Below are 24,484 nucleotides of genomic sequence, written 5' to 3'. Positions count from 1 at the left end.
TATTGACGCAGAACTGGTCGACACGTCATGTCCCATACCCGCATGTCCCGCTGGAAAGCGGCCGCCATCCACCTTGGCATAAGCGCCACCATCGCCTTGTGTGTCGGCGCACTGGTGTTTGGCCTGTGGTATCCGCCACCTTATTTCAAGGCGACTGGTGCCAGCGTACTGATGCTGTTACTGATCGGGGTGGATCTGGTGCTCGGCCCGATGCTGACCCTGATCGTGTTCAAGGCCGGCAAAAAAGGCATGCGCTTCGACCTCACCGTCATCGCGGCGGCACAGGCGATCGCCCTGGTCTACGGCCTGCACGTGATCACGGTCGCGCGTCCGGTTTTCATCGTGGCCAGCGTCGACCGCTTCAATCTGGTGACCGCAGAGGATCTGGATCCGAGAGACCTTGCCCAGGGCAGCACGCCTGCCTTCCGCACCTTGTCGTGGACCGGCCCACGCCTGGTCGGCGCACCGGTACCCACCGACCCTGCCGAGCACAACGCGGTCGTTGAGGCTGCGATGCAAGGAAAAGACATCCAGCTATTGCCCAAATACTATGTCAGCTACACCAAGACCGCACCCGCGCTGCTGAAGCGCGCAAAGCCGCTGGCCGGGCTACGTCGCATCAATCCTCATGCCGGCCCGGCGCTCGACCACTGGCTTGCAAAGCATCCCGATCAAACCGGCGCCAACACCGTCTGGCTGCCGCTGATGACGCGCAAGACAAGCCTGACGATGCTGGTGAACGGCAGCACGGGCAAGGTTCTCACTGCCCTACCGATCGATCCGTGGTGATCGGCCGGCGGCGTATCGCTACAACCTGATGCATTCGATACACTCCCCGGATGCGTAGCCGACAGTGGTGGATGATCGGTGCAGCCCTGCTGATGACGGCTGCGGTGTATCTACCCGGCCTGTCCGGAAGCTGGCTGTTCGACGACTTCCCCAACATCGTGGACAACCAGGGGGTACAGCCGAGCGAAGTCAGCGTCTCCAGCGTGGTGCGTGCCGCGCTCTCCTCGCCCTCCAGCGAATTCAGGCGCCCGCTGGCCTCGCTCAGCTTTGTTGCCAACTATCTGGGCACCGGCTTGCGCCCTTATGCCTGGAAAGCCACCAACCTGGTGATTCACTTATTGAACGGTTGGTTGGTGTTCCTGCTTTCTCGGCAACTGTTGCAGGCGACATCAAGGCGCACCGTCAATCTACCGGTGGCAACAAACCCTGTAGGAGCGGCTTCAACCGCGATGCTTCCGGCCGAATACCCCAGCGAGGGCATCGCGGCTGAAGCCGCTCCTACCAGCGGCCGCGCAGGTGTTGTGGCAACGTTGATAGCGGCTTGCTGGATGCTGCTACCGATCAACCTTACCGCCGTGCTTTATGTAGTGCAGCGCATGGAAAGCATGGCCAACCTGTTCGTGCTGGCCGGCCTGATCGGCTACGTCGAAGGGCGACGACGCATGCTCGGCATGACTGTCAGCGCGGGTGAGGCGGCGCCGCCGTCCGCGCGTCGACCGGGTGGATTCGTGCTTTGCCTGCTCAGCATTACGGTGCCTACGGCAGTCGGCATCCTGGCCAAGGAAACCGCGGTGATGCTGCCGCTGTATGCCGCATTGATCGAGTGGATCGTGTTCGGTTTCCGGCCACCGGCCATGGCCAAGGCGCCGCTGTCGGCAGCGCGGCGTGACCATCGCCTCATCGCGCTGTTCGTGCTGGTACTTGTCTTGCCGATGGTGGCCGGCCTGGGCTGGCTGCTACCCGGCCTGTTAGGCCACGAGGCCTGGGCTGCGCGTGATTTCACCCTGGCGACGCGCCTGCTCAGCGAAGCACGCGTCATCGTCGACTACATCGTGTGGACGGTGCTGCCAACGCCGGGAGCGCTGTCGTTCTATCACGACGATTTTCACGTCTCCACCGGCCTGCTGTCGCCGTGGACCACCCTGGCCAGCATCGCCTTGCTTGCCGGGCTGATCGCGCTGATGCTGCGGCTGCGTCGCCGCCGACCGCTGGTGGCGCTTGGCATCGCGTTGTTCCTCGGCTGCCAGCTGCTTACCGGCACCATCCTGCCGCTGGAACTGATCTACGAGCATCGTAACTATTTCGCCAGCTTCGGGCTGATGCTGGCAATTGTGCCGCTGCTCGCCGCGCTTCCCCGCAAGCGAGCGCCCGCTGCGCGATCGCCAGAAACGGTGGCGGTTGGAGAGTTCGCGCCGAGCGTGCGCTCCTTCAAAACCAACGGCACCGCCCACGGTCATGGCATGCGAGAAGTCAGCCAGGCCCTGCCACTGGCAACGGTTCGCTACGTCGCGCTGGCCGGCTTGATGCTGTACGGGACCAGCCTCACCGCGGTCACCGCCTACGCCTGGGGAGATCCACTGCGACTTGCGCAGAGCCTGGCCGCACGCGCGCCACAATCCCCGCGCGCGCAATACGAGCTGGGCCGCAACTACATCATCAAGTCGCACTACGACCCGAACTCGCCCTATACCCGGATGGCTTATGCACCGCTCGAACGGGCCGCGAAACTGCCGGACTCATCGATCCTGCCGCAACAAGCGTTGATCTTCATGAACTCGCGCATGCACCTACCGCTGAAGGATGCGTGGTGGGACAGCATGATCGCCAAATTGAAGGCGCACAAACCGGGGGTGCAGGACGAGAGTTCGCTGGTTGCATTGACGCAATGTGCCAACGAGCGCAACTGCGAGCTGCCCCAAGGTCGCATGGTGGAGGCATTCACAGCCGCGCTCTCGCATCCCGAGCCCAGCGCCCGATTGCTCGCCACCTATGGTGACTACGCCTGGAATACCCTCGGCAACCACGCCCTGGGGGAGGGCATGACCGAAGAGGCCGTAAAATCCAGCCCGGACGAGCCGGCCTACAGGATCACCCTGATTCGTATGCTGGCAGCCCAGGGCGAAGTACAACGAGCGCTTGAGGCTCTGCATCAGTTGGAGCTTCTCAATATCGGCGGGCGGTTAAACACAAGTCTGGAGGAACTGCGTGCGCTGCCGGGATTGAGATAAACCCGTCGCTTGGAGCGACCAAGGCGAACCACCGTGCCTGCCGCACACGTTGATCGCCGCAGCTGCGCTACGCTAGCGCCGGATCGTGCCATCGACATTTCAGGGCCTAGCAACGCGTGCCTACCAAGACCATCCGCAGCAAAGCCGACCTCGCCATCAACGGCGCGCCGCCAGCCTTTGACGAGCCACTCCACGTCGGCCGGCCGAACATCGGCGACCGCGCAGCATTCCTGCAGCGCGTCAACCAGATACTCGACAATCAGTGGCTGACCAACAACGGCCCGATGGTGCAGGAGTTCGAGCAGCGCATCGCCGACTACCTCGGTGTGAAGCACTGTGTCGCCATGTGCAATGGCACCATTGCCCTAGAAATCGCCATCCGCGCTGTGGGACTCGAAGGCGAAGTGATCGTGCCTTCATGGACCTTTGTGGCCACTGCACACGCACTGTACTGGCAAGGTATCACCCCGGTGTTTGCCGACATCGACCCGGCCACACACAATCTCGATCCCGCAGCTGTACACCGCATGATCACGCCGCGCACCAGCGGCATCATCGGCGTGCACGTATGGGGGCGTGCCGCACCCATCGACGAACTGCAGGCCATTGCTGACGAACACGGCCTTAAGCTCATGTTCGATGCCGCACACGCCTTCGGCAGCACCTACAAGGGCCAGACCATTGGCCGCTTTGGCGCCTGCGAGGTACTCAGCTTCCATGCCACCAAATCATTCACCACCTTCGAAGGTGGTGCGGTCGTCACTAACAATGACCAACTCGCCGAAAAAATGCGTCTGATGCGCAATTTCGGGTTCCATGGCTACGACAACGTCGTTCATCCAGGTACCAACGGCAAGATGATTGAGGTTTGCGCGGCGATGGGTCTGACGAATCTGGACGATCATGCAGACGTAATCGCGATCAATATTCGTAACCACGCAGCCTACACCAACGCACTAAGTGGCATTCCGGGTATCTCGGTACTGGTCTACGATTCGACTGAACGCAACAGCCACCATTACGTCGTTGTTGAAGTCGACTCGAGTTGCAGCGTGACGCGTAATCAGATCGTCGCCGCGCTCCAGGCCGAGAACGTCCTGGCACGCAAGTATTTCTGGCCCGGCGCCCACGGGATGAAACCGTATTCCGACATTTTCCCTCACGCAAAGCTCCTTCTGAAAAATACCGAATTCGTGGCCGATCAGGTGGTGATCCTCCCCTCAGGCGTGGCGGTCACAGTCGATGATATCGCCACGATTGGAGCCATCATTAAACAAACAGTGGAGTGTTGAAACTCCCATGGCCTGCAACCCATTCCACAACCCGACACCCGAGTTCACGAAGCTATATATATTCGGCGCCGGCGGTTTTGGCCGAGAGGTAGCCTGGCTTGCTGAGCAGTCTTGGGCACACAAAGTGGACGTAGAGTTCCTCGTCGATATCCCAAATGCCTCCGGGCTGCAAATAGACGGACGCAAAGTCAAACAGATTGCAGACGTCACGCCCGACAGCACGGCACGCATCGTAATAGCTGTCGGCGACTCTTCCACCCGACGCAGGATTTCTGCGCTATGCGAGGCCAGCGGCTTTCGTGAAGCGATCATGGTGCACCCCCGAGCAGAGATGTCGAACTCAGTCGAGCTCGGCTCCGGCACCATAATATGTGCAGGGGCAATTCTGACGACGAACGTACACGTTGGCAGGCATGTCCACATAAACCTAGACTGCACAATAGGGCACGATGCGGTTATCGGTGACTTTGCCACGTTGTCACCGGGAGTCCACGTATCAGGGCACGTGCACATCGGGCAAGGCGCGTTCATCGGCACAGGAGCCAACCTAATCAACGGCTCGGCTGACGCCCCCCTTGTGATTGGTGACCGCGCGGTCATTGCGGCAGGGGCCTGCGTGACCAAATCTGTGGACTGTGGCGCACTGGTTGCGGGTGTACCCGCGACACGAAAGCGTTAGCAATTCCAATGCGGACGCACTCAGCCGCTTCAACCCTTGAACAACGCGCAGGGTCCGCCGCGTGGTGGAGTACGCTCGAAATTCTGGCGCGCTATGGCGTGCAATTCGTAGTCATGGTCGTGTTGGCTCGCCTGCTCTCGCCGGCCGATTTTGGCCTAATTGCGATTCTGTTGGCCTTAACCACCATCGGCACGCTGCTGGTCGACTCTGGTTTCGGCGTGGCCTTGGTGCAACGCCAGCACACAACAGCTGACGATGAAACCACCGTTTTCATCTTCACGGTCGGCGCGAGCATTCTCGCCGCCGGTATCTTGATGCTGGCCGCTCCGGCCATCGCCAGCTTCTTCCACGAACCAAGGTTGGTAGACCTGACTCGTGTCATGGCGCTGGTGTTGCCGCTTGGCGCTTTCGCTTCGGTGCCCGATGCCCTGTTGACTATGCGGCTCGACTTCAGGGCACGCGCACGTGCGGAAGTGGTCGCCTCATTGTGTTCGGGAGCCGTCGCGGTGGTACTGGCGTTGCATGGATTTAACGTATGGAGCCTGGCGTGGCAGAGCATCGTTTCGATCGGCGTGCGAGGACTTCTGTTGTGGCTTTATTCTGGCTGGCGGCCGCGCGGCCGCTATCGCGGAGCATCGTTCCGCAGCCTTTTCGGCTTCGGTGGATACATGCTGTTCACCGGGTTGCTCAACGCGGCTGCCATACGCCTGCAATCGTTGTTGATCGGCAAGCTGTTCGATGCAAGCGCACTCGGGTTCTACACCCTGGCGCAGGGTACCCAACAGGCTCCCGCCTCGTTGATTGACGGCATTCTCAAACGGGTGGGCCTGCCGGTTTTTTCCACGATTGCGCAAGATAAAGCCCGGCTTCGATCAGCCTTCAGGGCATCACTGCGCATGGCGATGTTCCTGTTTGTCCCTTGTATGGTGGGGATCGCAGTAGTCGCCAGGCCATTGATCGAATTTATTTACGGAGCGCGCTGGAGTCCCGCGGCACCCATCCTGAGCATTCTGTCCCTGAGCGCCGCACTGTGGCCAATACACGTGCTCAACCTGGCTGCCATCGGCGCACAGGGGCGATCGAACCTGCTGTTGCGGGTAGAGGTTATCAAGCAGGTCATGGGTATCCTGCTGATCGCCACTGCCTCACCGTGGGGCCCGCTTGCCATCGCCTGGGCCGTTCTCTTCTCCGGATTTTTTGGCGTGGTCATCAACGCCTATTATTCGAAAAAACTGCTGAATTACGGCGCGTTTGCGCAGCTGCTCGATCAGTCCGCCACCTTCGCATTGTCGCTGGTGGCAGCACTGGTTGGCTGGATGATTCTGCAACGGGCGCCGCCCGGTCCCGCATCGATGCTTAGTGCCATTGCGGCTGCAGCCGTCGCTTATGGCACGTTGGCAGCTCTTACGCGCAATATTGCGTTGAACGGGTTGTTGACCATAGTGCGCACGCTGCGCGAAAAGTCTGACACCTCCATCTCATGATGCCTATCAGCGAGACCGCAGCATGACGCCAGCGTCCAACAGCGACGTATCGCATGATAGCTACGAAATCAGTGACCGCATCGCGCTGGTCAAGGAGCCTGTTGTAAGCGTCCTTATACTCGCCTACAACCACGGCCCCTACCTGGCGCAAGCGATCGATAGCGCGTTGGCCCAACGAACCGACTTGCCGATCGAGTTGCTTATCGGCGAGGACTGCTCGACCGACAATACCCGTGATATTGCGCTGCGGTATCAAGAGGCGCATCCGGACATCATCCGGGTCTTTACGGCCGACAAGAACGTTGGCCCGACTTTGAATCATCGACGAATCCTACTTTCTGCACGTGGCGAGTTTTGCGCCTATCTCGACGGCGATGATTACTGGCTACCGGGAAAGCTTCTGCGCCAGGTCAACTTCCTGCGCGAACATTCTGGCTGTGCCGCCGTCTTTACCAATGCCCTGACGGTCGATCAGAACAACCAGAGCGTTGGCGTATTCAATGATGTCGGGAATGAACAGTTCGACCTGGGTTCTCTATTGCGTCGTGGAAATTTCCTTAACAACAGCTCGGTGGTCTATCGCGCGGCATCCCGCCCAGCCCTGCTCGGAATCGAAGTTGCATCGATCGACTATCGCTGGCACTTACAGCTAGCCCGAACTGGCTTTGTGGCACAACTGTCGGAGCCGAAGGTAGCCTACCGTATTGGCTCTGTTGGCTCGATGGTCGTACACGGCAACGACCGTGTTCGCCAGCTCTACTGGGAGGCGATCATGAGCGTGCCCCGTGAGATGGTCACGGACAATGACCTGGCACACGGCATCGCGGACTTCATCCGCCGCGTGTTCTATCGCTCACTACGCACGCGCCAGATTAGGCTGCTTAAGGAATGGGTGCCGCCAGCCTTGGCCGCATCCCCCTATGGAAGGACACGAACTAGTCTATTGGCAGCTGGATCGGTCATGCGCATAGCATACAAAGAGCTAAGCAGCCGACTACGCAAGGGCGTGCACGGCCATCACTCCAAAGTGCTCTATCGTCGCTAGCCAGCCTCACTGGAACACGATGAAACTCTTCAAAACTGCCAAATATGCGCTAGCAGGCTGGTTGCCCGGCGGTAGGTGCCACTGCGTGATGTGCGGCCACCGGGTGTGGTGCTTCATGCCCTACATGCGTGGCTCAGCAGGCGTGCCAGAACTGATGCGAGTAATCAACACTGTTGGCAGCGACCCCGATTGGTTTGAATGCCCCCGTTGCGGAGCTCACGACCGAGAGCGGCACTTGCTGATGTATCTAGAAAAGACCGACATGCTGATGGGCATGCGTGGTAAAGCCGTGCTGCATTTCGCACCGGAAAAGCGACTTGCGCTACGCATTAGCGATGTGGCGCCCGCTCGATACGTTCCCTGCGACCTCTACCCGAGCTCCCCCGATGTGCAGCGTGTCGACATGCTTCAAATGCAATTCGCCGATCAGTCGTTTGATGTGGTCATCGCAAACCACGTTCTGGAACACGTGGACGATGATCTGAAGGCTCTCAAGGAAATTCACCGTGTTCTCAAGTCCGGCGGCCATGCGATTTTGCAGACACCGTACAGTGCGAAATTGCATCGAACCTGGCAGGACCCGGGCATCGACACGGATGCTGCGCGGTTACAGGCATACGGCCAAGCCGATCATGTTCGCCTGTTCGGCAGGGACATATTTGACCGCATCGTTGCTGCAGGGTTCGAATGCCACGTGCAGCAGCACGCCGATCTCCTGGGCGACGTCGATGCCCGTTCGTGTGGCGTCAACCCGATAGAACCGCTGTTTCTGTTTCGCAAGCCCGAATGAGGTGCCGGATGCCAGACCGGGTTTCGGCATGAGCCGTATCAGACAGGTGGCGGCACTTGTTCGACGGTCGCCGCTGCATCCACAGTGGCTATTGGGGCGTCGCCGACCCGATGAAGCGGTTGGCCAATTGCACGGGCGCGTGCTCGATGTTGGTTGTGCTGATCGCTGGATCGAGGCGCACTGCCCTTATGGCATCCAATACATCGGGCTGGATTACCCTGCCACGGGCAAAACACTCTATTCGGCGCGGCCGGACCTCTTTGCGGACGCAACTCGACTGCCCTTGCCGGATGCAAGCGTCGATGCTGTGCTGTGTTTTGAAGTGCTCGAACACTTGCTGGATCATCAGGCCGCACTGGAGCAGTTCAGTCGCGTCCTTAAACCCGCGGGCACCTTGCTCCTCAGCATGCCCTTCCTGTATCCCGTGCACGACGCCCCCCACGATTACCAGCGGCTGACCGAGTTCGGCCTGAAGCGCGATCTCTCACGTGCGGGCTTCAAGGTCATTCGTCTGGAAAAGATCGGACATGCCATGCGTGCGACGGGACTGCTGACCTGTCTGGCCCTGGTCGGCGGTCTGCATACGAAAGCACGCTGGATAGACTTTATACGCATGCCGTTTGCCGCCATCGGCGTGCTATTGGTAAACCTTGCGTCTGCTGGGTTGGCCACGGTTCTGCCAGATTGGGATGCCATTGGCACCGGCTACATGATCGAAGCTGTAAAGCTATCCTCTGACCCGCCTGAGCGCGGGCCACCTGGCGCAGAACGGCAAGATCCATCTAACGGGTGAAGCTCGGTATGCCGAAGCGGAAAAGCATCCTCAGCTTGTGCGGGAGCCATTTCGCCAGCCGGAAGTAGGACAGCACAGAGACTGTGCGCGCGCCCTGCACCCGCCCGCGCACCAAGAGAAGGCGCCTTCTATTCTGGATCAGTGCTCGAGGCACATTTGCATAGACGTCTGTGAAGAGTCGTGCACTGAGTCGGATCATGCTGACGACCACTCCTTCAAGTAGCAACACCGAAACGTGGATCGCCAGCAACAACCACATCGCGGCGGTGGGAGTACAGATAAACAGCACAAACGTCTTGTTGCGCTCGCTTAGCCGACGACGTCTTAGTGTCGTGTTGAGCCTGTTTGCGGAAATCCTTGCCCCGCCGAAACTGGCGCCGAGTCTGTGCCGGAATCCGCTTTGCGGCAGCACCCTCACTGCAACGCCGCGCAATCTGGCAAGGCAGCACAGATACATATCTTCACCAATCGATTCGATCCAGTCGGGAAATCCTCCGAGACTGTTCCATAGACTCCTTGGCATGAACATGCATGCTCCAATCGCCATGGATACATCGACCTGCGCGGGATCCAGATTGGGTACCGGATTGTAGAAAAAATCAAGCAAACAGCCACGATCAACCAGGGCTTTTGTTGTCCAATCGTACTGCGGGAGGGTCAGAATTGACGGCGCTTCACTTACCCGCGCCGCGGTCAGCAATGCCGCTATGGCATCCGCGTGCAGTGCCGCATCGTTGTTCAACAGAAGGATATATTCACCAAGCGCATGTTCAACCATGCGGTTATTGCCAACACAAAAGCCGACGTTCTCCTTGCTCACAAGCAGCTCGACTTGCGGGTACCGCTCACGCAGCAACGCGACGGAATGGTCGGTGGATGCATCATCGTGAACGATGATCTCGATGCAGACGTCCCCTTGTTGCGCAAGAATCGACGTCAAACAATCGTCCAGCCACGCCGCACCGTTGTAGTTGGCGATGCAGACGGAACACACCGGCCGTTCCGGACGATTCAGCGCGTGGTGTTGTTCAACCAGCCCCATGTTCGCTCCAACCCTTCATGCAATGGCGTGGCAAGCGACCATCCGTAATGATGCTTGGCTAGGGTAGGGTCCATCAGCACGCGTAGGGCATCCACTACACGACCCACTTGATAGCTGCGCCGCAAAGATCGACCGGCCACGGCTTCCATGGCAGACAACAGTTCATTGAGACTGACGCCCGTTCCGCTACAGGCGTTGACCACATGCGCCCCAACGGACATGGGCCGGGTGAGAATCATGCGTAACAGCACTGCCAGATCGTCTACATACACATAATCTCGGACAGCGGATCCGTCACCCCAAATCTCCAGGGTTTCATGGCGCTTAATCTTTCCGAAAGCTGTGGGAACGATACCGAATCCCGCACGCTCGGTCTGCCCAGGGCCGTAGACGTTGGACGGTCGCACGATCGTCGCTCTACCCGAGTACTGATGGCTCCACGCAGAAATAAAATGTTCGGCGGCTATCTTCCCTGCGCCATGATACGAACGTGGCTGCACCGGGGTCCTCTCTGTTGCCAAGATCTCGCCTGACGACGGGTAAAGCGAGCCACCAGATGAAAGATAGAGGAGCCTCACGCCAGCGTGCTCTTGCAGTGCCTGCAACAAGGCAGCCAACGGTCGCAGATTGTCGACTATCTCCAGCAAGGGGTTTCCGGCAGAGGTTCCGGGAGTGGATGTCGCGGCGAGGTATGCCACGGCATCACTGCGGGCAAGCAACGGTTTGAAATCGTCGGGCTCTTGCAGGTCGGCGCGTACCGGCTCCACGTTAGCCAAGCCAAAATCCACCTGTTTTCGGCTGACTGCAATCACCAACCCAACCTTTTGTGCCAGCGCGCGCACCAAGTGCTGCCCTATGAAACCACTGGCACCAATAACCAGGACCCGCTCGGTCATCTATTCGACTCCAAGTAGCTCGCTGTAGATCTGAGCGTAGCGATGGGCGCAGTCGTCCCACGTACCTATTTCGCGAGCCGCCCAGCGCCGTGCGGCATCACCCATGCGGCGATTGGCAGTCTCACCCTCCAACTCAAGCAACGCTGCGCCATAGCTCTCCACGGCATCGCACAACCTGCCGGTTTCTCCATCGAACACGATGCTCTCATGCGCGGGCATGCGGGAGGCGATAATGGGTAATCCCGACGCCATGGCCTCAAGCATTACTTGCGGCCGACCTTCCGCATGACGGCTGAGGGTGATCAGGCCACATGCCTTTGGGAACCACTCGTTTGCCAACTGCTCAGCGGTGACTGATCCATGGTAGTGGACCCAATCCGGCACTTCGATACCCTCCTGCATCGGCCCGAAAAGGTGCAATTCACGGGCACCTTCAAGAAACAAATCTTTCGACCAAGTGAATAGGGGACCCAACTTGTTGGCCGTAAGTCGCGTGACGGCAACCCAGCAGTAGGGACGTCCATGGTGGGCCTTTCGTTCGATCGCATACCAGCTGGGATCAATACCAAATGAGACTGGACGGATCTTCGCGACATCGCCAAAAGCGCGTTGCAAGGGCGCCTCCATCCAATCAGCGTTGGGGCAGATAGTCACCCTGTGCCGTTTCATGACGCGGCGCAATAGATGCCGCATAAACGGCAACTTCAGCAGTTTCAGGTCGTTGCCCAGCACCGTGACAAGTGCGGGCTTAAGATTGCCCGGGAGAGGCAAGGCACACTGCAACCAGTTGATATGGTAGATATCCACTTCAAGGTTGGCGCGATAGCTCCGCCCCATCATTAGCAAAAGCCTCATCGGTGCGAACCAAGCCTTCCGCCCCCCTTTGCGCATCATGTGGGAAATACCGCCAGAGGCCATCAATTCATTCAGCCATCGGGCATCGCTGGACGAGACAACTGCAGTCGCCTCCTCGGGCAAATCCCCCGGAGGTGCCCAGACGCTGAGCTTTAAGGTTGGCACTCGAGTGAGTGCAGCCACCAGATGGCGCATGAATATCCCACGCCAATCGGAAACATCACGGGGATAGGAGGTGCTAACCAAAAGTACGCGGATCACTTGCACAAAACCTCAACTCGGATGCGGTAATCCACGGCGGCGCTGTTGCCGAATGACAAGGTAGACCCATGGAGACTCCCAGGTCCACCGCGCATTCATCTTCTACCCTTCGCGGCGAAAGGTGAGGGCCGTGATCTGCTCGGAGATCAATCCGATCAGAAATACGATGACCGCTGCACTCCATAGCAGCGTACTCATGTTTGTCAGGCGGTGGTAAGCAATGATGGTGTAGCCGTAGTTGGCGCAACCCAACAGAAAGAACACCGCGCTAGCCGGTACAAAAAGCTTCAATGGCGAATAAAGCGTGGCGATTTTGAAGATGATCAGCAAAAAGCGGATACCGTCGCGCAACGGTCGGATGTGGCTTTTTCCAACCCGCCGAGCGGCCTTGATCGGGATATAGGCGACCGGATAGGCGCTGCGGAAGAAGGCCATGGTGCTGGTGGTGGGGTAGCTGAAGCCGTTCGGCAGCAAGTAGATGAATTCGCGGAACTTGTCGGCCCGCACCGCGCGGAACCCAGAAGTGAGATCGAGCACCGGATGCCCGGTCACGCGCGTAGCCAGCCAGTTGTATAAGGTGTTCGCCACCCCCCGACCGACACCCGCCTGGCTGCCCCAGTCGCGTGCACCGACCACCATGTCGTAGCCATGCTCCAGTTGGTCGAGCAGGCGCGCGATGTCGGCCGGGTCGTGCTGACCATCACCATCCATGAACACTAGGATGTCGCCTACGGCCGCACGGGCGCCACGCTTGATCGCCGCGCCGTTTCCCATGGAATAAGGCGACGAAAGACAGGTGATGTCCAATACCTCGCACAAGGCGCGGGTGCCGTCCGTGGAGCCATCGTCGACCACGATGATTTCGGCCTTCGGATAGGCTGTCGCGAGGCGCGGCAGCAGATTTGCAAGCGCTGCTGCCTCATTCTTGGCGGGCAAAATGATGCTCAGATGCTCCAAAAAATGCTCCCCTTGATCGGTGGCTGGATGATAGCGCGCCGACACCAGCCTCGCGGGATCAGCTGCCGGCACTGAGGGGTGTGCGTGCGCGGCGCCCGCGGGCTGCTATCGCCCATCAGGCCTGCCAAATGTCTGCACATTTCGAATAGGGGGCGAAAACTTCCGGGGAGGGTCCGCGATGACCCGACAGGGTCTTTGACGGCCCCTGGACTGCCCCAGGATCACCCACCCCGCCACCGCCGCAGCGGCATCTGACACTGCCACGCCCCCCTTGACCGTTGTTTCGACCGTTCATCGATGAGAGGCCCGGGCGATCCCTCCCCCACCCCGATTCGACCGGCCCTAGTTGAGGCGCCCCGCAAGGAGCGCGACGCAGGTCGCTTGCGGCCCGTGATGGGACTGGTACAGTGCAGTAAACACCACGTTAATCAGCAGTGTGAGGCAGGTTCCACGATGGCATCTCAAGTACAGGCGTCGCTCGCAGGGTTGTCGGGCATGGCACGCCGACTGGTGTCGGAGGGCGTGCTGCCAGAGGCCGATGTGCGCAAGGCCGTGCACGATTCGGTCCAACACAAGTCCACCCTCTCCGCGTGGCTGCTCGACCACAACATGGTCGAGAGCACCCGTTTTACCCAGGTGGCCTCCGTCGAATTCGGCATGCCCATGATGGACCTGTCGTCGTTGGCACCCACCGCTATGCCGCTGAACCTGATCAGCGAGGCGCTGATTACCAAGCACAAGGCCTTGCCGCTGTTCCGCCGTGGCAAACGGCTCTTTGTCGGCATTGCCGACCCAATGCAGTCGCATGCGCTAGACGATATCAAGTTCCACTCCAATTGCATGGTGGAGCCGATCCTGGTTGAGCGCAGCCAACTGTTGCGGGTCATCGACTCAGCCCTGGCCGCAGCCAGCAACACCATTGACAGCATGGATGGAGGCGAGCTCGACGACCTCGACCTGGAGACATCCGGCGGCGATGATGAGCCCGAGTCTACTGGCATTGATGCCAGCGGCGTCGATGATGCACCGGTCGTAAAGTTCATCAACAAGATTCTCGTGGACGCGATCCGCCGCGGGGCCTCGGATATCCATTTCGAGCCCTTCGAGACCCAGTACCGCGTGCGTCTGCGCATGGACGGCATGCTTCGCGCCATCGCCAGCCCACCGATGAAACTTGCCAACCGAATCGCTTCGCGCCTGAAGGTGATGGCGCAGTTGGACATTGCAGAGAAGCGAGTACCCCAGGACGGCCGCATCAAACTCAACCTCTCCAAGAGCCGTGCGGTCGACTTCCGCGTGAGCACCCTGCCCACCCTGTTCGGTGAAAAGATCGTGCTGCGCATCCTGGACGGATCCTCGGCCAAGATAGGTATTGAGAAACTCGGCTACGAGCCCGAACAGCAAAAGCTCTATATCGACGCCATCCACAAGCCCTACGGCATGGTGCTGGTCACCGGCCCGACCGGTTCGGGCAAGACGGTGTCCCTCTACACCGGCCTGAACATGCTCAACACCGCCGAACGAAATATCTCGACGGTGGAGGACCCGGTCGAAATTCGCGTTGAAGGCATCAACCAGGTGCAGCAGAACGTCAAGCGCGGCATGACCTTTGCAGCGGCGTTGCGCTCGTTCCTGCGCCAGGATCCAGATGTGATCATGGTCGGCGAAATCCGCGACCTGGAAACGGCCGAGATAGCGATCAAGGCCGCACAGACGGGTCACATGGTGCTCTCCACCCTGCATACAAACGATGCCGCGCAAACCATCTCGCGCCTCATGAACATGGGCATCGCGCCGTACAACATCACCTCGTCAGTCACCCTGATCATTGCGCAGCGCCTTGCCCGTCGCCTGCACGACTGCAAGAAGCAGATGGAGCTTCCCCCCGAGGCACTGCTGGCAGCCGGCTTCACTCAGAAGGATATCGACGAGGGGCTGACCATTTATGAGCCCGTTGGTTGCGATAGCTGCAACGAGGGTTACAAGGGCCGCGTGGGTATCTACCAGGTCATGCCGATGCTCGAGGACATCCAGAAAATCATCCTCAAGGGCGGTAATTCGATGCAAATTGCAGAGGCGGCCAAGGCTGCTGGTGTTGACGATCTACGCGCCTCGGCCTTGAAAAAGGTCAAGCAGGGCCTGACCAGCCTCACCGAGATCGACCGCGTTACCAAAGAATAGACCGGGATCTCTCTACCACCTCAACGGCAACCTGAGCGAGGCGGCACAATTTGAGACGGTCCGGTTAGCATATGCTTGGGGGTAGGTTCTCATCCACCCAGCCCGGGTGGGTAGGGATTGGATCAATAGGGGGAAGGTTCATGGCCACGGCTACCGCGAAGCCCAAGACAAACTTGCAGAGGGCGAGCGAGCTCGGCGCGCTGCGTTCTGAAGTCAGCCGCATGACTACCTATGACTGGGTGGCGCTGGACAAACGCGGCAAGAGAATGAAAGGCGAAATGCCGGCCAAGAATGCCTCGTTGGTCAAAGCGGAACTACGCCGCCAAGGCATGAATCCGCAGACGGTTCGAGAGCGATCCAAGCCCCTGTTTGGCAGCACCGGCAGCAAGGTGAAACCCGGAGATGTCGCCGTCTTCAGCCGCCAGATCGCCACGATGATGGCCTCAGGCGTTCCGATGGTGCAGGCCTTCGACATCATCTCCGAAGGCCAAAAGAACATTCGCTTCAAGAACATCCTGCTGGATGTGAAGCAGAACATCGAGGGCGGCGCCGCCCTGCACGAGGCGTTGGGGAAATATCCGATACAGTTCGACGAGCTCTATTGCAACCTGGTGCATGCCGGTGAAACGTCGGGCGTGCTCGATACCGTGCTCGATACCGTGGCTACCTACAAGGAGCGCACCGAGGCGCTCAAGAAGAAGATCAAGAAGGCGCTGTTCTACCCCATGATGGTGCTGGCGGTGGTCTTCGTGGTTGTGCTGATCATGATGCTGTTCGTGGTGCCGGTATTCGCCAAGACCTTCCAAGATGCAGGCGCGGCTCTGCCCGCGCCTACGCAGTTTGTGGTCAACGCATCCAAGTTCGTTCAGAGCTATTGGTGGTTGATTATCGGTGTCGTGGTGGGCGGCGTCACTGCGATCGTCATGGCCAAGAGCCGCTCGATCAAGTTCGCCCATTTGCTCGACCGCATAGCGCTGAAACTGCCGGTCATGGGCGATATCACGCGCAACTCGGCGATCGCCCGCTTTGCCCGGACCCTGGGCGTGACATTTCGTGCTGGCGTGCCGCTGGTCGAGGCCCTGGACGCGGTGGCTGGCGCCACTGGCAGCGTCACCTACGGGGATGCGGTAAAGCAGATGCGCGAAGATATCGCTGTGGGTCACCAGCTGCAGTTGGCGATGAAGCAAACGGGCCTGTTCCCCAACATGGTGGTGCAGATGACCGCCATCGGCGAGGAATCCGGCTCGCTCGACAGCATGTTGTTCAAAGTGGCGGAGTTCTACGAGGAAGAGGTGGAAAATGCGGTCGATACGCTTTCAACCCTGCTCGAACCGATGATCATGATCGTGCTCGGCACCATCGTGGGCGGCATCGTCGTCTCGCTGTACCTGCCGATCTTCAAACTCGGCGCCACCATCGGCTGATGGCGCCATCAAACGCGTTCGCAGCGATCAGACCCTCGGGATTGGTCATTGCGCGCGTTGGTTTTCTCTCTATCTCCTGCCTCCCCCACAGAGGTATCCGAAACACCAGGCTGCCTCATGCCCGACCTCGCCCCGCCCGTATGGATCGCCTCTGCCGCCGTGCTCGGGCTGCTGGTGGGCAGCTTCCTCAACGTGGTGATCCTGCGCCTGCCGGCCCGCATGGAAGCCATGTGGCGGCGGGAAGCCCACGACGTGCTGGGTCTGGAGGCTGATGCGATCGAGCTTCCGCCGGGCATCGTGCGCGAGCCCTCGCACTGCCCGCACTGCAAGCATCGGCTGGCTGCCCACGACAACATTCCGCTGCTCGGCTGGCTGCTGCTGAAGGGGCGCTGCCGCTACTGCCACGCATCGATCTCGATCCAGTACCCGCTTGTGGAGTTGCTGAGCGGGCTGTGCAGCGCCGTCATCGTGTGGCGCTTCGGCATGGGCTGGACGGCTGCGGCGGGACTGCTGTTCACCTGGACGCTGATCGCACTGTCCGGCATCGACTTCCGCACCCAGCTGCTGCCTGACCAACTGGTCTACCCGCTGCTCTGGCTGGGCCTGCTGCTGTCGCTGAAGCCGCTGTTCGTGTCGCCGTCGGCAGCCATCCTCGCCGCCGCGATCGGTTACCTGAGCCTGTGGAGCGTGTACTGGGTGTTCAAGCTGCTCACCGGCAAGGAAGGCATGGGGCATGGCGACTTCAAGCTGCTCGCAGCGCTGGGCGCATGGATGGGACTGAGCTGCCTGCTGCCGGTGGTACTGCTTTCGTCGCTGATCGGCGCCCTGGTGGGCGGCACGATGATGGCGCTCAAGCGCCACGAACGCGACGTGCCGATGCCGTTCGGCCCGTTCATCGCGGCCGCGGGATGGGTGTGGTTCGTGGCCGGCGACCGGATGCTCGACGCCTACTTGCACTTCACCGGGCTGCGCTGAGGTCCACACGATGGCGCGTTATGTGATTGCGTTGACGGGCGGCGTGGCCGCCGGCAAGAGCGCGGTGACACGGTGCTTTGAGGCGCTCGGCATTCGCGTGTACGACGCGGACCTCGCGGCACGGGAGGTGATCGAACCGGGCACGCAGGGGCTGGCCAGCATCGTCGAAGCCTTCGGCAAGGACGTGCTGGGCCCCGATGGGCGCCTGGACCGGCCGGCGATGCGACGGCGCATTTTCGCCGACCGCGATGCACGCCATACCCTGGAGGCCATCGTGCATCCACGGGTGCGCCAGTGGCTGCGCGACCGTGCCGACGCAGATGGGGGCCCCTACTGCCTGCTGGCGATCCCCCTGCTGGTGGAAAACCTGGCGCACTACCGCTGGGTCGACCGGGTGCTGGTGGTGGACGTGCCGGAGGCTGAGCAGATCCGCCGCCTGATGGCCCGCGACGGCGTGGACGAGGCGCTGGCCCGGCGCATGCTCGCCAGCCAGGCCTCACGCGGCGAGCGCCTGGCGATTGCCGACGACGTGATCGACAACAGCGGCGCGGAATCGGACTTGCCGGCGCGCGCGGAGACACTCGATGCGATGTACCGCGCCCTGGCGGCGGCGCGCCGCTGAGGCCGCGCGTCAGCTCCCCAGCAGGTGGCGCAGGATTTCCCGGTCGGCCGGCGCCAGTCGCTCGGGCGCCAGATCCGCCGGCATGACCCATTCCAGCGCCTGCTGCTCCAGCGATTGCGGCGCCCCCTGCCAGGCGACCACCAACCAGGTATCGAGCAGCAGCTCCTTGCTGTCGTAACGCCACGGCAGGGCGAGCATCGGCTCGGCCGCGACGAGGCGGATGCCGAGCTCCTCGTGCAGCTCGCGGGCCAAGCCGTCACGTGGGGCCTCGCCCGGATCGAGCTTGCCCCCGGGAAATTCCCAGCAGCCGCCCAGATGCTTGCCGGCGGGGCGCTCGGTGATCAGCACCTGTCCGTCGTGACGGCGCAGCACGCCGGCCATCACGTGCAGGGGCGACGGCGCCACGGGCATCAGTGGTTGCGGATGTACTCGACCATGTCGAAGTCGTACGCGTGCTCGGCGTCCGCCTTGTGGTGGGTGCGCGAGACCTCGGTCCACTCACTGAAATGCACGCCGGGGAAGAAGGTGTCGGCGCCGTCCACCGCCGCGTTCACCCACGTCAGGTACAGCCGCTGCGCCATCGGCAACGCTTCGGCGTAAACCTGCCCGCCGCCGATCACCATCAGGCCGGTGCCGTCGGCGCGTGCGCGCGCTTCCTCGATCGAACGCACCGTGGTCTGTCCGGCAAACGGCGCCTCGTGGCGCTTGGACAGCACGAGGTTGGTGCGCCCCGGCAGCGGCTTGCCGATGGCGACAGCAGTGTTGTAGCCCATCAGCACGTACTTGCCGAGCGTGAGCTCCTTGAACCAGCGCAGATCGTCCGGCAGGTGCCAGGGCAGCTGGCCCTTGCGGCCGATGGCGAAGTTTTCATCGAGGGCGGCAATCAGCGAAACAGCCATGGCAATCCTTGGACCTGAAGTGGCGACGTGGCGCGTCGAACCGCGCCTCTCAACCCTGCGATAGTAGCGCGCTGCGGCGGCGCGGGCACCCGCAAGATGCTGCCGGATGCCGGTGATGACGCGTCAGACGGCCACGGGAGCCTTGATCGCCGGGTGTGACTGGTACCCCTCGATGGCCACATCCTCAAAGCGGAAATCGAATATGGAGCGCACGTCCGGATTGAGTTTCAGGCGGGGTAGCGGCAGCGGCTCGCGGCCCAGCTGCAGCTTCGCCTGCTCGACGTGGTTGTTGTAAAGGTGCGCGTCGCCCAGCGTGTGGACAAAGTCGCCCACCTCCAGGCCGCACACCTGCGCCACCATGTGGGTCAGCAGCGCATAGCTGGCGATGTTGAACGGCACGCCGAGGAAGATGTCGCCGGAACGCTGGTACAGCTGGCAGCTCAAGCGGCCGTCCGCCACATAGAACTGGAACATGGTGTGGCAGGGCATCAGCGCCATCTTCGGCAACTCGCCCACGTTCCAAGCGCTCACGATAAGCCGGCGCGAATCGGGGTTGCGGCGGATCTCGTCGACCACCCAGCGGATCTGGTCCACCGTGCCGCCATCCGCCGTGGGCCAGCTGCGCCACTGGGCACCGTAGACCGGCCCCAAGTCGCCGTTGGCGTCGGCCCACTCGTCCCAGATGCTGACGCCGTTTTCCTTGAGATAGGCGATGTTGGTGTCGCCACGCAGGAACCAGATCAGCTCGTGGACGATCGACTTGAGGTGCAGCTTCTTGGTGGTGACCAGCGGAAACCCTTCGCGCAGATCGAAGCGCATCTGCCAACCGAACACGCTGCGCGTGCCGGTGCCGGTGCGGTCGGATTTTTCGGTGCCGTGTTCCAGCACGTGGGCAAGCAGGTCGAGGTAGGCGCGCATCCGGCAAGATTACCAGCGCTGGCCACCCACCCGGGAGGCATGACAACGGTCACTGCCGCCTACCCCGCCCAGCGCCTAGACTCCGGGTCTTTCCCCAGGAGGCACGGACATGGCCCAGTGGTATTTCAGCTACGGCAAGAACACCGAACGCGTCGGCCCGCTCGACGACGCCCAGGCCCGTGAACAGGCCCGGCGCCAGCCCGACGGCTACTGCTGGCGCGAGGGGTTCACCGAGTGGCAGCCGATCCGCTCGGTCGCCGAGCTGGGCGGGGCAGCCGTGATGGCCCCGCCGCCGGCACCGCCCGCGCGCGGCAGCTCGGCGGACGAGATCGACTACCGCATCGTCGGTACCGACATGCAGTTCGTCGAGATCGAGCTGGACCCGGGCGAGAGCGCGATCGCCGAGGCCGGTGCCCTGATGTACAAGGAATCGGCGGTGCAGATGGACACGGTGTTCGGCGACGGCTCGACCGCCAGCCAGGGCGGCGGCCTGATGGACAAGCTGCTCTCCGCCGGCAAGCGCGTGATTACCGGCGAAAGCCTGTTCACCACGGTGTTCACCCACACCGGCGGCGGCAAGGCCAAGGTGGCGTTCGCCGCGCCCTACCCCGGCACGGTGATGGCGATGAAGCTGTCCGAGCACGGTGGCCGGCTGATCTGCCAGAAGGATTCGTTCCTCGCCGGCGCGCGCGGCGTGCAGCTGGGCATCTTCTTCCAGCGCAAGATCCTCACCGGCCTGTTCGGCGGCGAGGGCTTCATCATGCAGAAGCTCGAGGGCGACGGCTGGGTGTTTGTGCACGCCGGCGGCACCGTGGTGCAGCGCGAGCTCAAGGGCGGCGAGCGGCTGGACGTGGATACCGGCTGCGTGGTGGCCTTCCACGACACGGTGAGCATGGACGTCAAGCCGGTCGGTGGCATCAAGAGCATGTTCTTCGGCGGCGAGGGCATGTTCCTGGCCACGCTGACCGGACCGGGCACGGTGTGGCTGCAGTCACTGCCGTTCTCGCGCATGGCCGGGCGCATGCTGGCTGCGGCACCGCAGGGCGGCGGCCAGCGACGCGGCGAGGGCTCGATCCTCGGCGGGCTGGGCGACATCCTCGGCGGCGACCGCAACTTCTAGCCGAACAGCGCCACCCTCCCTTGGGAAGGGTGGCGATCACAAACATTGCGAGCAACGGCGTCGCGACTGAAAAACCTCTGCCGGGCTGCGCCTGTGGGAGGGGCTTCAGCCCCGACAGCCCATCGTCTCAAGCCACTGCGTCGTGGCGTTCCGTCATGCGGCGAGCGACAGCACCGGCGCGCGCCGCGACATCACGATCAGCACCAGCCCCAACACGATCAGCGGGATCGACTGCACCTGCCCCATCGTCAGCCAGCCCCAGGCGAGATAACCGAGCTGGGCATCCGGCACGCGCACGAACTCCACCGCGAAGCGGAAGCAGCCATACATCAGGGCGAACAGCCCCGAGATCAGATAGCGCGGCCGTGGCTTGAGCGACACCAGCCACAGCACGGCAAACATCACCACGCCCTCCAGCGCCAGCTCATACAGCTGCGAGGGATGGCGCGGCAAGCCGTCGAATTGCTGCAGGCGCTGCACCAGGTCGGGATGACCCGACGCCAGCGCGATGTCCTCGTCGCGCGAACCGGGAAAGATCATCGCCCACGGCAGATCGGTGGGCTTGCCCCACAGCTCGCCATTGATGAAGTTGCCCAGCCGCCCCAGCCCCAGTCCCAGCGGCACCAGTGGCGCCACGAAATCGATCGTGTCGAACGGATGCAGCCGATGCCGCCGCGACCACCACCAGCCGGCCAGCACCACACCAAGCAGGCCGCCGTGGAAGCTCATACCGCCGTCCCACACCTTGAACAGCGCCAGCGGCTCGCGCCAGATCCAGCCGATGCCACCGGCGTAGTAGAACAGCATGTACCAGACGCGCCCGCCCACGATGACGCCCATCATTCCGTAGAAGAACAGGTCGCCCAGCGCATCGCGGCTCACCGGCAGCCGGCCGCGCCGCCGCCGGTACTCGCCGAGAACGGCCACCAGCGCAAAGCCCAGCAGGTACATCAGGCCGTACCAGTGGACCTGAAGCGGGCCGAGCTTGAAGGCGACGGGATTGAAATGGACGACAAAGGGAGCGGTCATGGCAGCGCGTCGAACAAAGAGCGCAAGTGTACCGGCGGGCGTCGCCAAAACGGATACAAGGCACCGGGCGAACCGGACCGGAGCGTGGATATACTCGCCGCCAGGATTTGAAGCGGGCCGCGCCGGGGAGGCGCTGGCCACCGGGCATGACGCTCCTTGATGCCCGGTATGTCGTGCAGGAGCATTCAGGGGGAACAACATGTCGAACCAACTTTCACGGGCGCTGATCGGCGCTGCCTTGGCGCTGTTGCCGCTTGCATCGATGGCGGGAGATCTCATCCCGGTCGAGACCTTTGCGCGCCATGCCACGATTTCCACGCCCAGGCTGTCGCCCGATGGCCAATACTTGGCCGTGCGCATGGACGGGGAAGACGGCGCGCACGCGCTGGTCATCTTCAAGGTCAGCGACATGGGCCATCCGGCCAGCATGCTGCGCCTGCCCAAGTACGAGGTACCGGCCAGCTTCATGTGGACCAGCCCGACGCGCCTGATCATCGAGAAAGGGCGCGAATACGGATCGATCGACAAGCCGATGCTGACCGGCGAAATCCTCGCTACGGACATCGACGGCAAGAACCAGGATTATCTCTACGGTCGCGACTCGGTGAAGTACGGGCGCCGCGCAGCCAGTCGTGGCAGCGACGAGGGTTGGGGCTTCTACGACGGCCAGCCCGACGCTTCCAATGGCCACTTCTACATGGCCGCCCAGGGCTGGGACAGCAACAACCAGAGCTCGCTTTACGACGTCGATGCGAACCACAACACGCGTCACCTGATCGGCGATATCGGCGTCTCCGGCATGAGCTTCATGGTGGGCAAGGACGGTGCCGCGCACTACGCCTTCGGTCGCAACCAGGACTACGACTACGTGGTGTATCACCGCGAGGGATCGGGCTGGACCCCGATGACCTCATCGCAGGTCGGCGTCAGCTTTGCCCCGCTGGAGAGCACCCCGGATGGTCAGCACGTCTATGCCGCCTTCAGCGCCGACGGCGGTCCGACGTCGCTGGTGGAGATGGCCGAGAACGGAAGCGATCGCAAAGTGCTCGCCGCCGCCGACTTCGGCAGCGTCGGCGGCGTCGAATGGACGGCCAAACCGGATCAACCCTTCGCCACGACACTGGCTACCGGCGTTCCGACGGCGCGCTACATCGATCCGAACGCGCCGATGTCCAAACTGCATCGCGCGCTCAGCCTGAAGTTCCCCGGCAGTTACGTGCGCTTCGTGAACTTCAGCGACGACGGCAGCGAGCTGCTGTTCGGCGTCGCCAGCGACCGCACACCGGGCACCTACTTCCTGATCAACACGCACACCTACAAGGTGCAGAAGCTGTTCGACGCCGCCCCCTGGATCGATCCGAACCAGATGGCCGAACGGCGCCCGATGACCTTCACGGCGCGCGACGGCACTAAGCTGGAAGCCATCCTGACCCTGCCCAAGGGCGTCGGCGAGAGCAACCTGCCCATGGTGCTGATGCCACACGGCGGCCCGATCGGTATCGAAGACACCTGGTTCTTTGATGACGACGCCCAGTTCCTGGCCAGCCGCGGCTACCTGGTGCTGCAGGTCAATTTCCGCGGCTCGGGCGGCCGCGGCATCGACTTCGAGCAAGCCGGCTACAAGCAGTGGGGCACCGGCATCCAGAACGACCTGATCGACGGCGTGAAGTGGGCCATCGCGCAGAAATTCGCCGACCCGAACCGCATCTGCATCTTCGGCGCCAGCTTCGGCGGCTACTCGGCATTGATGGCGCCGATCCGCGCGCCCGGCATGTTCAAGTGCGCTGTGGGCTATGCCGGCGTCTACGACATGGGACTGCTCTACAAGAAGGGTGATACCCACCAGAGCGAGACGGGCCGCAACGCGCTTCGCCTGGAGATGGGCGACAACGAGGGCGAGCTCGCCGCCAATTCACCGGCCAACCTGGCCGACAAGATCAACGTACCGGTGCTGCTGATCCACGGCGAGGATGACCAGCGCGCGCCGTTCGCCCAGTTCAAGGCGATGCGCGCGGCACTCGATGCGGCACACAAGCCCTACGAGTACCTCACCAAGCCGGGCGAGGGCCACGGCTTCTACGACGAGAAGAACAACATCGAGCTGTTCAACACGCTCCAGGCCTTTCTGGAAAAACACATCGGCAAGGGCGCCTGAGCCGCCTGGTCCGGGATGAAGAAAGGCCGCCCATCCGGGCGGCCTTTGCT

The 24,484-nt window shown here is 61.8% G+C and carries 22 protein-coding genes; 14 read left to right on the top strand and 8 right to left on the bottom strand.

The features are described 5' to 3' along the window. The first annotated feature begins 27 nt into the window (after positions 1–27). From tfpZ to ISP17_RS04610, 8 genes are all read left to right on the top strand, one after another. On the top strand, positions 28–789 hold the full coding sequence (tfpZ, locus tag ISP17_RS04645; RefSeq protein WP_404630502.1) for a TfpX/TfpZ family type IV pilin accessory protein: 762 nt from the start codon (positions 28–30) through the stop codon (positions 787–789). Positions 790–860: 71 nt separating this feature from the next. After that, positions 861–3,017 carry a tetratricopeptide repeat protein gene (locus ISP17_RS04640; protein WP_404630500.1) on the top strand — a complete coding sequence of 719 codons (2,157 nt, stop codon included), beginning with the start codon at positions 861–863 and terminating at the stop codon, positions 3,015–3,017. A gap of 116 nt (positions 3,018–3,133) precedes the next feature. Then, complete coding sequence (locus ISP17_RS04635) at positions 3,134–4,309, top strand: DegT/DnrJ/EryC1/StrS family aminotransferase (RefSeq protein ID WP_404630498.1); 1,176 nt, start codon at positions 3,134–3,136, stop codon at positions 4,307–4,309. Positions 4,310–4,316: 7 nt separating this feature from the next. Beyond that, positions 4,317–4,988 carry an acetyltransferase gene (locus ISP17_RS04630; RefSeq protein WP_404630496.1) on the top strand — a complete coding sequence of 224 codons (672 nt, stop codon included), beginning with the start codon at positions 4,317–4,319 and terminating at the stop codon, positions 4,986–4,988. Positions 4,989–4,996: 8 nt separating this feature from the next. Then, the gene (locus ISP17_RS04625) at positions 4,997–6,472 is read left to right on the top strand and encodes a lipopolysaccharide biosynthesis protein (protein WP_404630494.1); all 1,476 of its coding nucleotides are present in this window, start codon (positions 4,997–4,999) and stop codon (positions 6,470–6,472) included. Positions 6,473–6,494: 22 nt separating this feature from the next. Beyond that, a complete protein-coding gene (locus ISP17_RS04620) occupies positions 6,495–7,517 on the top strand; it encodes a glycosyltransferase (RefSeq protein ID WP_404630492.1) in 1,023 nt (340 codons plus the stop codon). A 19-nt stretch (positions 7,518–7,536) separates the two neighbouring features. Next, positions 7,537–8,307 carry a class I SAM-dependent methyltransferase gene (locus ISP17_RS04615; RefSeq protein WP_404630490.1) on the top strand — a complete coding sequence of 257 codons (771 nt, stop codon included), beginning with the start codon at positions 7,537–7,539 and terminating at the stop codon, positions 8,305–8,307. Positions 8,308–8,335: 28 nt separating this feature from the next. Next, positions 8,336–9,100, top strand: a complete 765-nt coding sequence (locus ISP17_RS04610; protein WP_404630489.1) for a class I SAM-dependent methyltransferase — start codon at positions 8,336–8,338, stop codon at positions 9,098–9,100. Here ISP17_RS04610 and ISP17_RS04605 read toward each other — a convergent pair. The 4 genes from ISP17_RS04605 to ISP17_RS04590 form a co-directional block, all read right to left on the bottom strand. Then, positions 9,090–10,142: a glycosyltransferase family 2 protein gene (locus ISP17_RS04605; RefSeq protein ID WP_404630488.1), complete on the bottom strand. Its 1,053-nt coding sequence runs from the start codon at positions 10,140–10,142 to the stop codon at positions 9,090–9,092. The two genes, ISP17_RS04610 and ISP17_RS04605, sit on opposite strands and share 11 nt — an antisense overlap. Next, entirely contained in the window at positions 10,112–11,038 is a 927-nt protein-coding gene (locus ISP17_RS04600; protein WP_404630486.1) for an NAD-dependent epimerase/dehydratase family protein, read from the bottom strand. The genes ISP17_RS04605 and ISP17_RS04600 overlap by 31 nt, the downstream gene beginning before the upstream one ends. Next, a complete protein-coding gene (locus ISP17_RS04595; RefSeq protein ID WP_404630484.1) occupies positions 11,039–12,088 on the bottom strand; it encodes a glycosyltransferase family 4 protein in 1,050 nt (349 codons plus the stop codon). Positions 12,089–12,256: 168 nt separating this feature from the next. Then, positions 12,257–13,111, bottom strand: coding sequence for a glycosyltransferase family 2 protein (locus ISP17_RS04590; RefSeq protein WP_404631433.1), 855 nt, complete (start codon positions 13,109–13,111; stop codon positions 12,257–12,259). A 453-nt stretch (positions 13,112–13,564) separates the two neighbouring features. Here ISP17_RS04590 and pilB point away from each other — a divergent pair, with 453 nt between their 5' ends. The 4 genes from pilB to coaE all read left to right on the top strand — a co-directional run bounded on the left by pilB (position 13,565) and on the right by coaE (position 18,313). Then, the gene (gene pilB, locus ISP17_RS04585; RefSeq protein WP_404630482.1) at positions 13,565–15,292 is read left to right on the top strand and encodes a type IV-A pilus assembly ATPase PilB; all 1,728 of its coding nucleotides are present in this window, start codon (positions 13,565–13,567) and stop codon (positions 15,290–15,292) included. Positions 15,293–15,432: 140 nt separating this feature from the next. Further along, complete coding sequence (locus ISP17_RS04580) at positions 15,433–16,716, top strand: type II secretion system F family protein (RefSeq protein ID WP_404630480.1); 1,284 nt, start codon at positions 15,433–15,435, stop codon at positions 16,714–16,716. 117 nt (positions 16,717–16,833) lie between these two features. Next, complete coding sequence (locus tag ISP17_RS04575; RefSeq protein WP_404630478.1) at positions 16,834–17,691, top strand: prepilin peptidase; 858 nt, start codon at positions 16,834–16,836, stop codon at positions 17,689–17,691. A 10-nt stretch (positions 17,692–17,701) separates the two neighbouring features. After that, positions 17,702–18,313, top strand: coding sequence for a dephospho-CoA kinase (gene coaE / locus ISP17_RS04570; RefSeq protein ID WP_404630476.1), 612 nt, complete (start codon positions 17,702–17,704; stop codon positions 18,311–18,313). Between the two features lie 9 nt (positions 18,314–18,322). Here the strand turns inward: coaE and mutT are convergent, their stop codons facing one another. The 3 genes from mutT to ISP17_RS04555 all read right to left on the bottom strand — a co-directional run bounded on the left by mutT (position 18,323) and on the right by ISP17_RS04555 (position 20,130). Beyond that, on the bottom strand, positions 18,323–18,724 hold the full coding sequence (gene mutT / locus ISP17_RS04565; RefSeq protein WP_404630474.1) for an 8-oxo-dGTP diphosphatase MutT: 402 nt from the start codon (positions 18,722–18,724) through the stop codon (positions 18,323–18,325). Next, positions 18,724–19,212: a dihydrofolate reductase gene (locus ISP17_RS04560; protein ID WP_404630472.1), complete on the bottom strand. Its 489-nt coding sequence runs from the start codon at positions 19,210–19,212 to the stop codon at positions 18,724–18,726. Before ISP17_RS04560 ends, mutT begins: the two co-directional genes overlap by 1 nt. Before the next feature lie 123 nt (positions 19,213–19,335). Continuing rightward, the gene (locus ISP17_RS04555; protein WP_404630470.1) at positions 19,336–20,130 is read right to left on the bottom strand and encodes a thymidylate synthase; all 795 of its coding nucleotides are present in this window, start codon (positions 20,128–20,130) and stop codon (positions 19,336–19,338) included. A 109-nt stretch (positions 20,131–20,239) separates the two neighbouring features. Between ISP17_RS04555 and ISP17_RS04550 the strand changes: the two genes are divergently transcribed. Next, the gene (locus ISP17_RS04550; RefSeq protein ID WP_404630468.1) at positions 20,240–21,250 is read left to right on the top strand and encodes a TIGR00266 family protein; all 1,011 of its coding nucleotides are present in this window, start codon (positions 20,240–20,242) and stop codon (positions 21,248–21,250) included. 153 nt (positions 21,251–21,403) lie between these two features. On the opposite strand, the gene lgt is transcribed toward ISP17_RS04550, so the two are convergent. After that, the gene (gene lgt / locus ISP17_RS04545) at positions 21,404–22,279 is read right to left on the bottom strand and encodes a prolipoprotein diacylglyceryl transferase (RefSeq protein ID WP_404630466.1); all 876 of its coding nucleotides are present in this window, start codon (positions 22,277–22,279) and stop codon (positions 21,404–21,406) included. 199 nt (positions 22,280–22,478) lie between these two features. Between lgt and ISP17_RS04540 the strand changes: the two genes are divergently transcribed. Next, positions 22,479–24,434: an alpha/beta hydrolase family protein gene (locus ISP17_RS04540; protein WP_404630464.1), complete on the top strand. Its 1,956-nt coding sequence runs from the start codon at positions 22,479–22,481 to the stop codon at positions 24,432–24,434. Positions 24,435–24,484: the final 50 nt, after the last annotated feature.

Origin of the sequence: Dyella ginsengisoli (assembly GCF_044904665.1) — a bacterium.
Lineage (GTDB): Bacteria > Pseudomonadota > Gammaproteobacteria > Xanthomonadales > Rhodanobacteraceae > Dyella_A > Dyella_A ginsengisoli.
The sequence above is the reverse complement of the archived record's forward strand: the minus strand, read 5'-3'. Positions and strand labels throughout refer to the sequence as shown.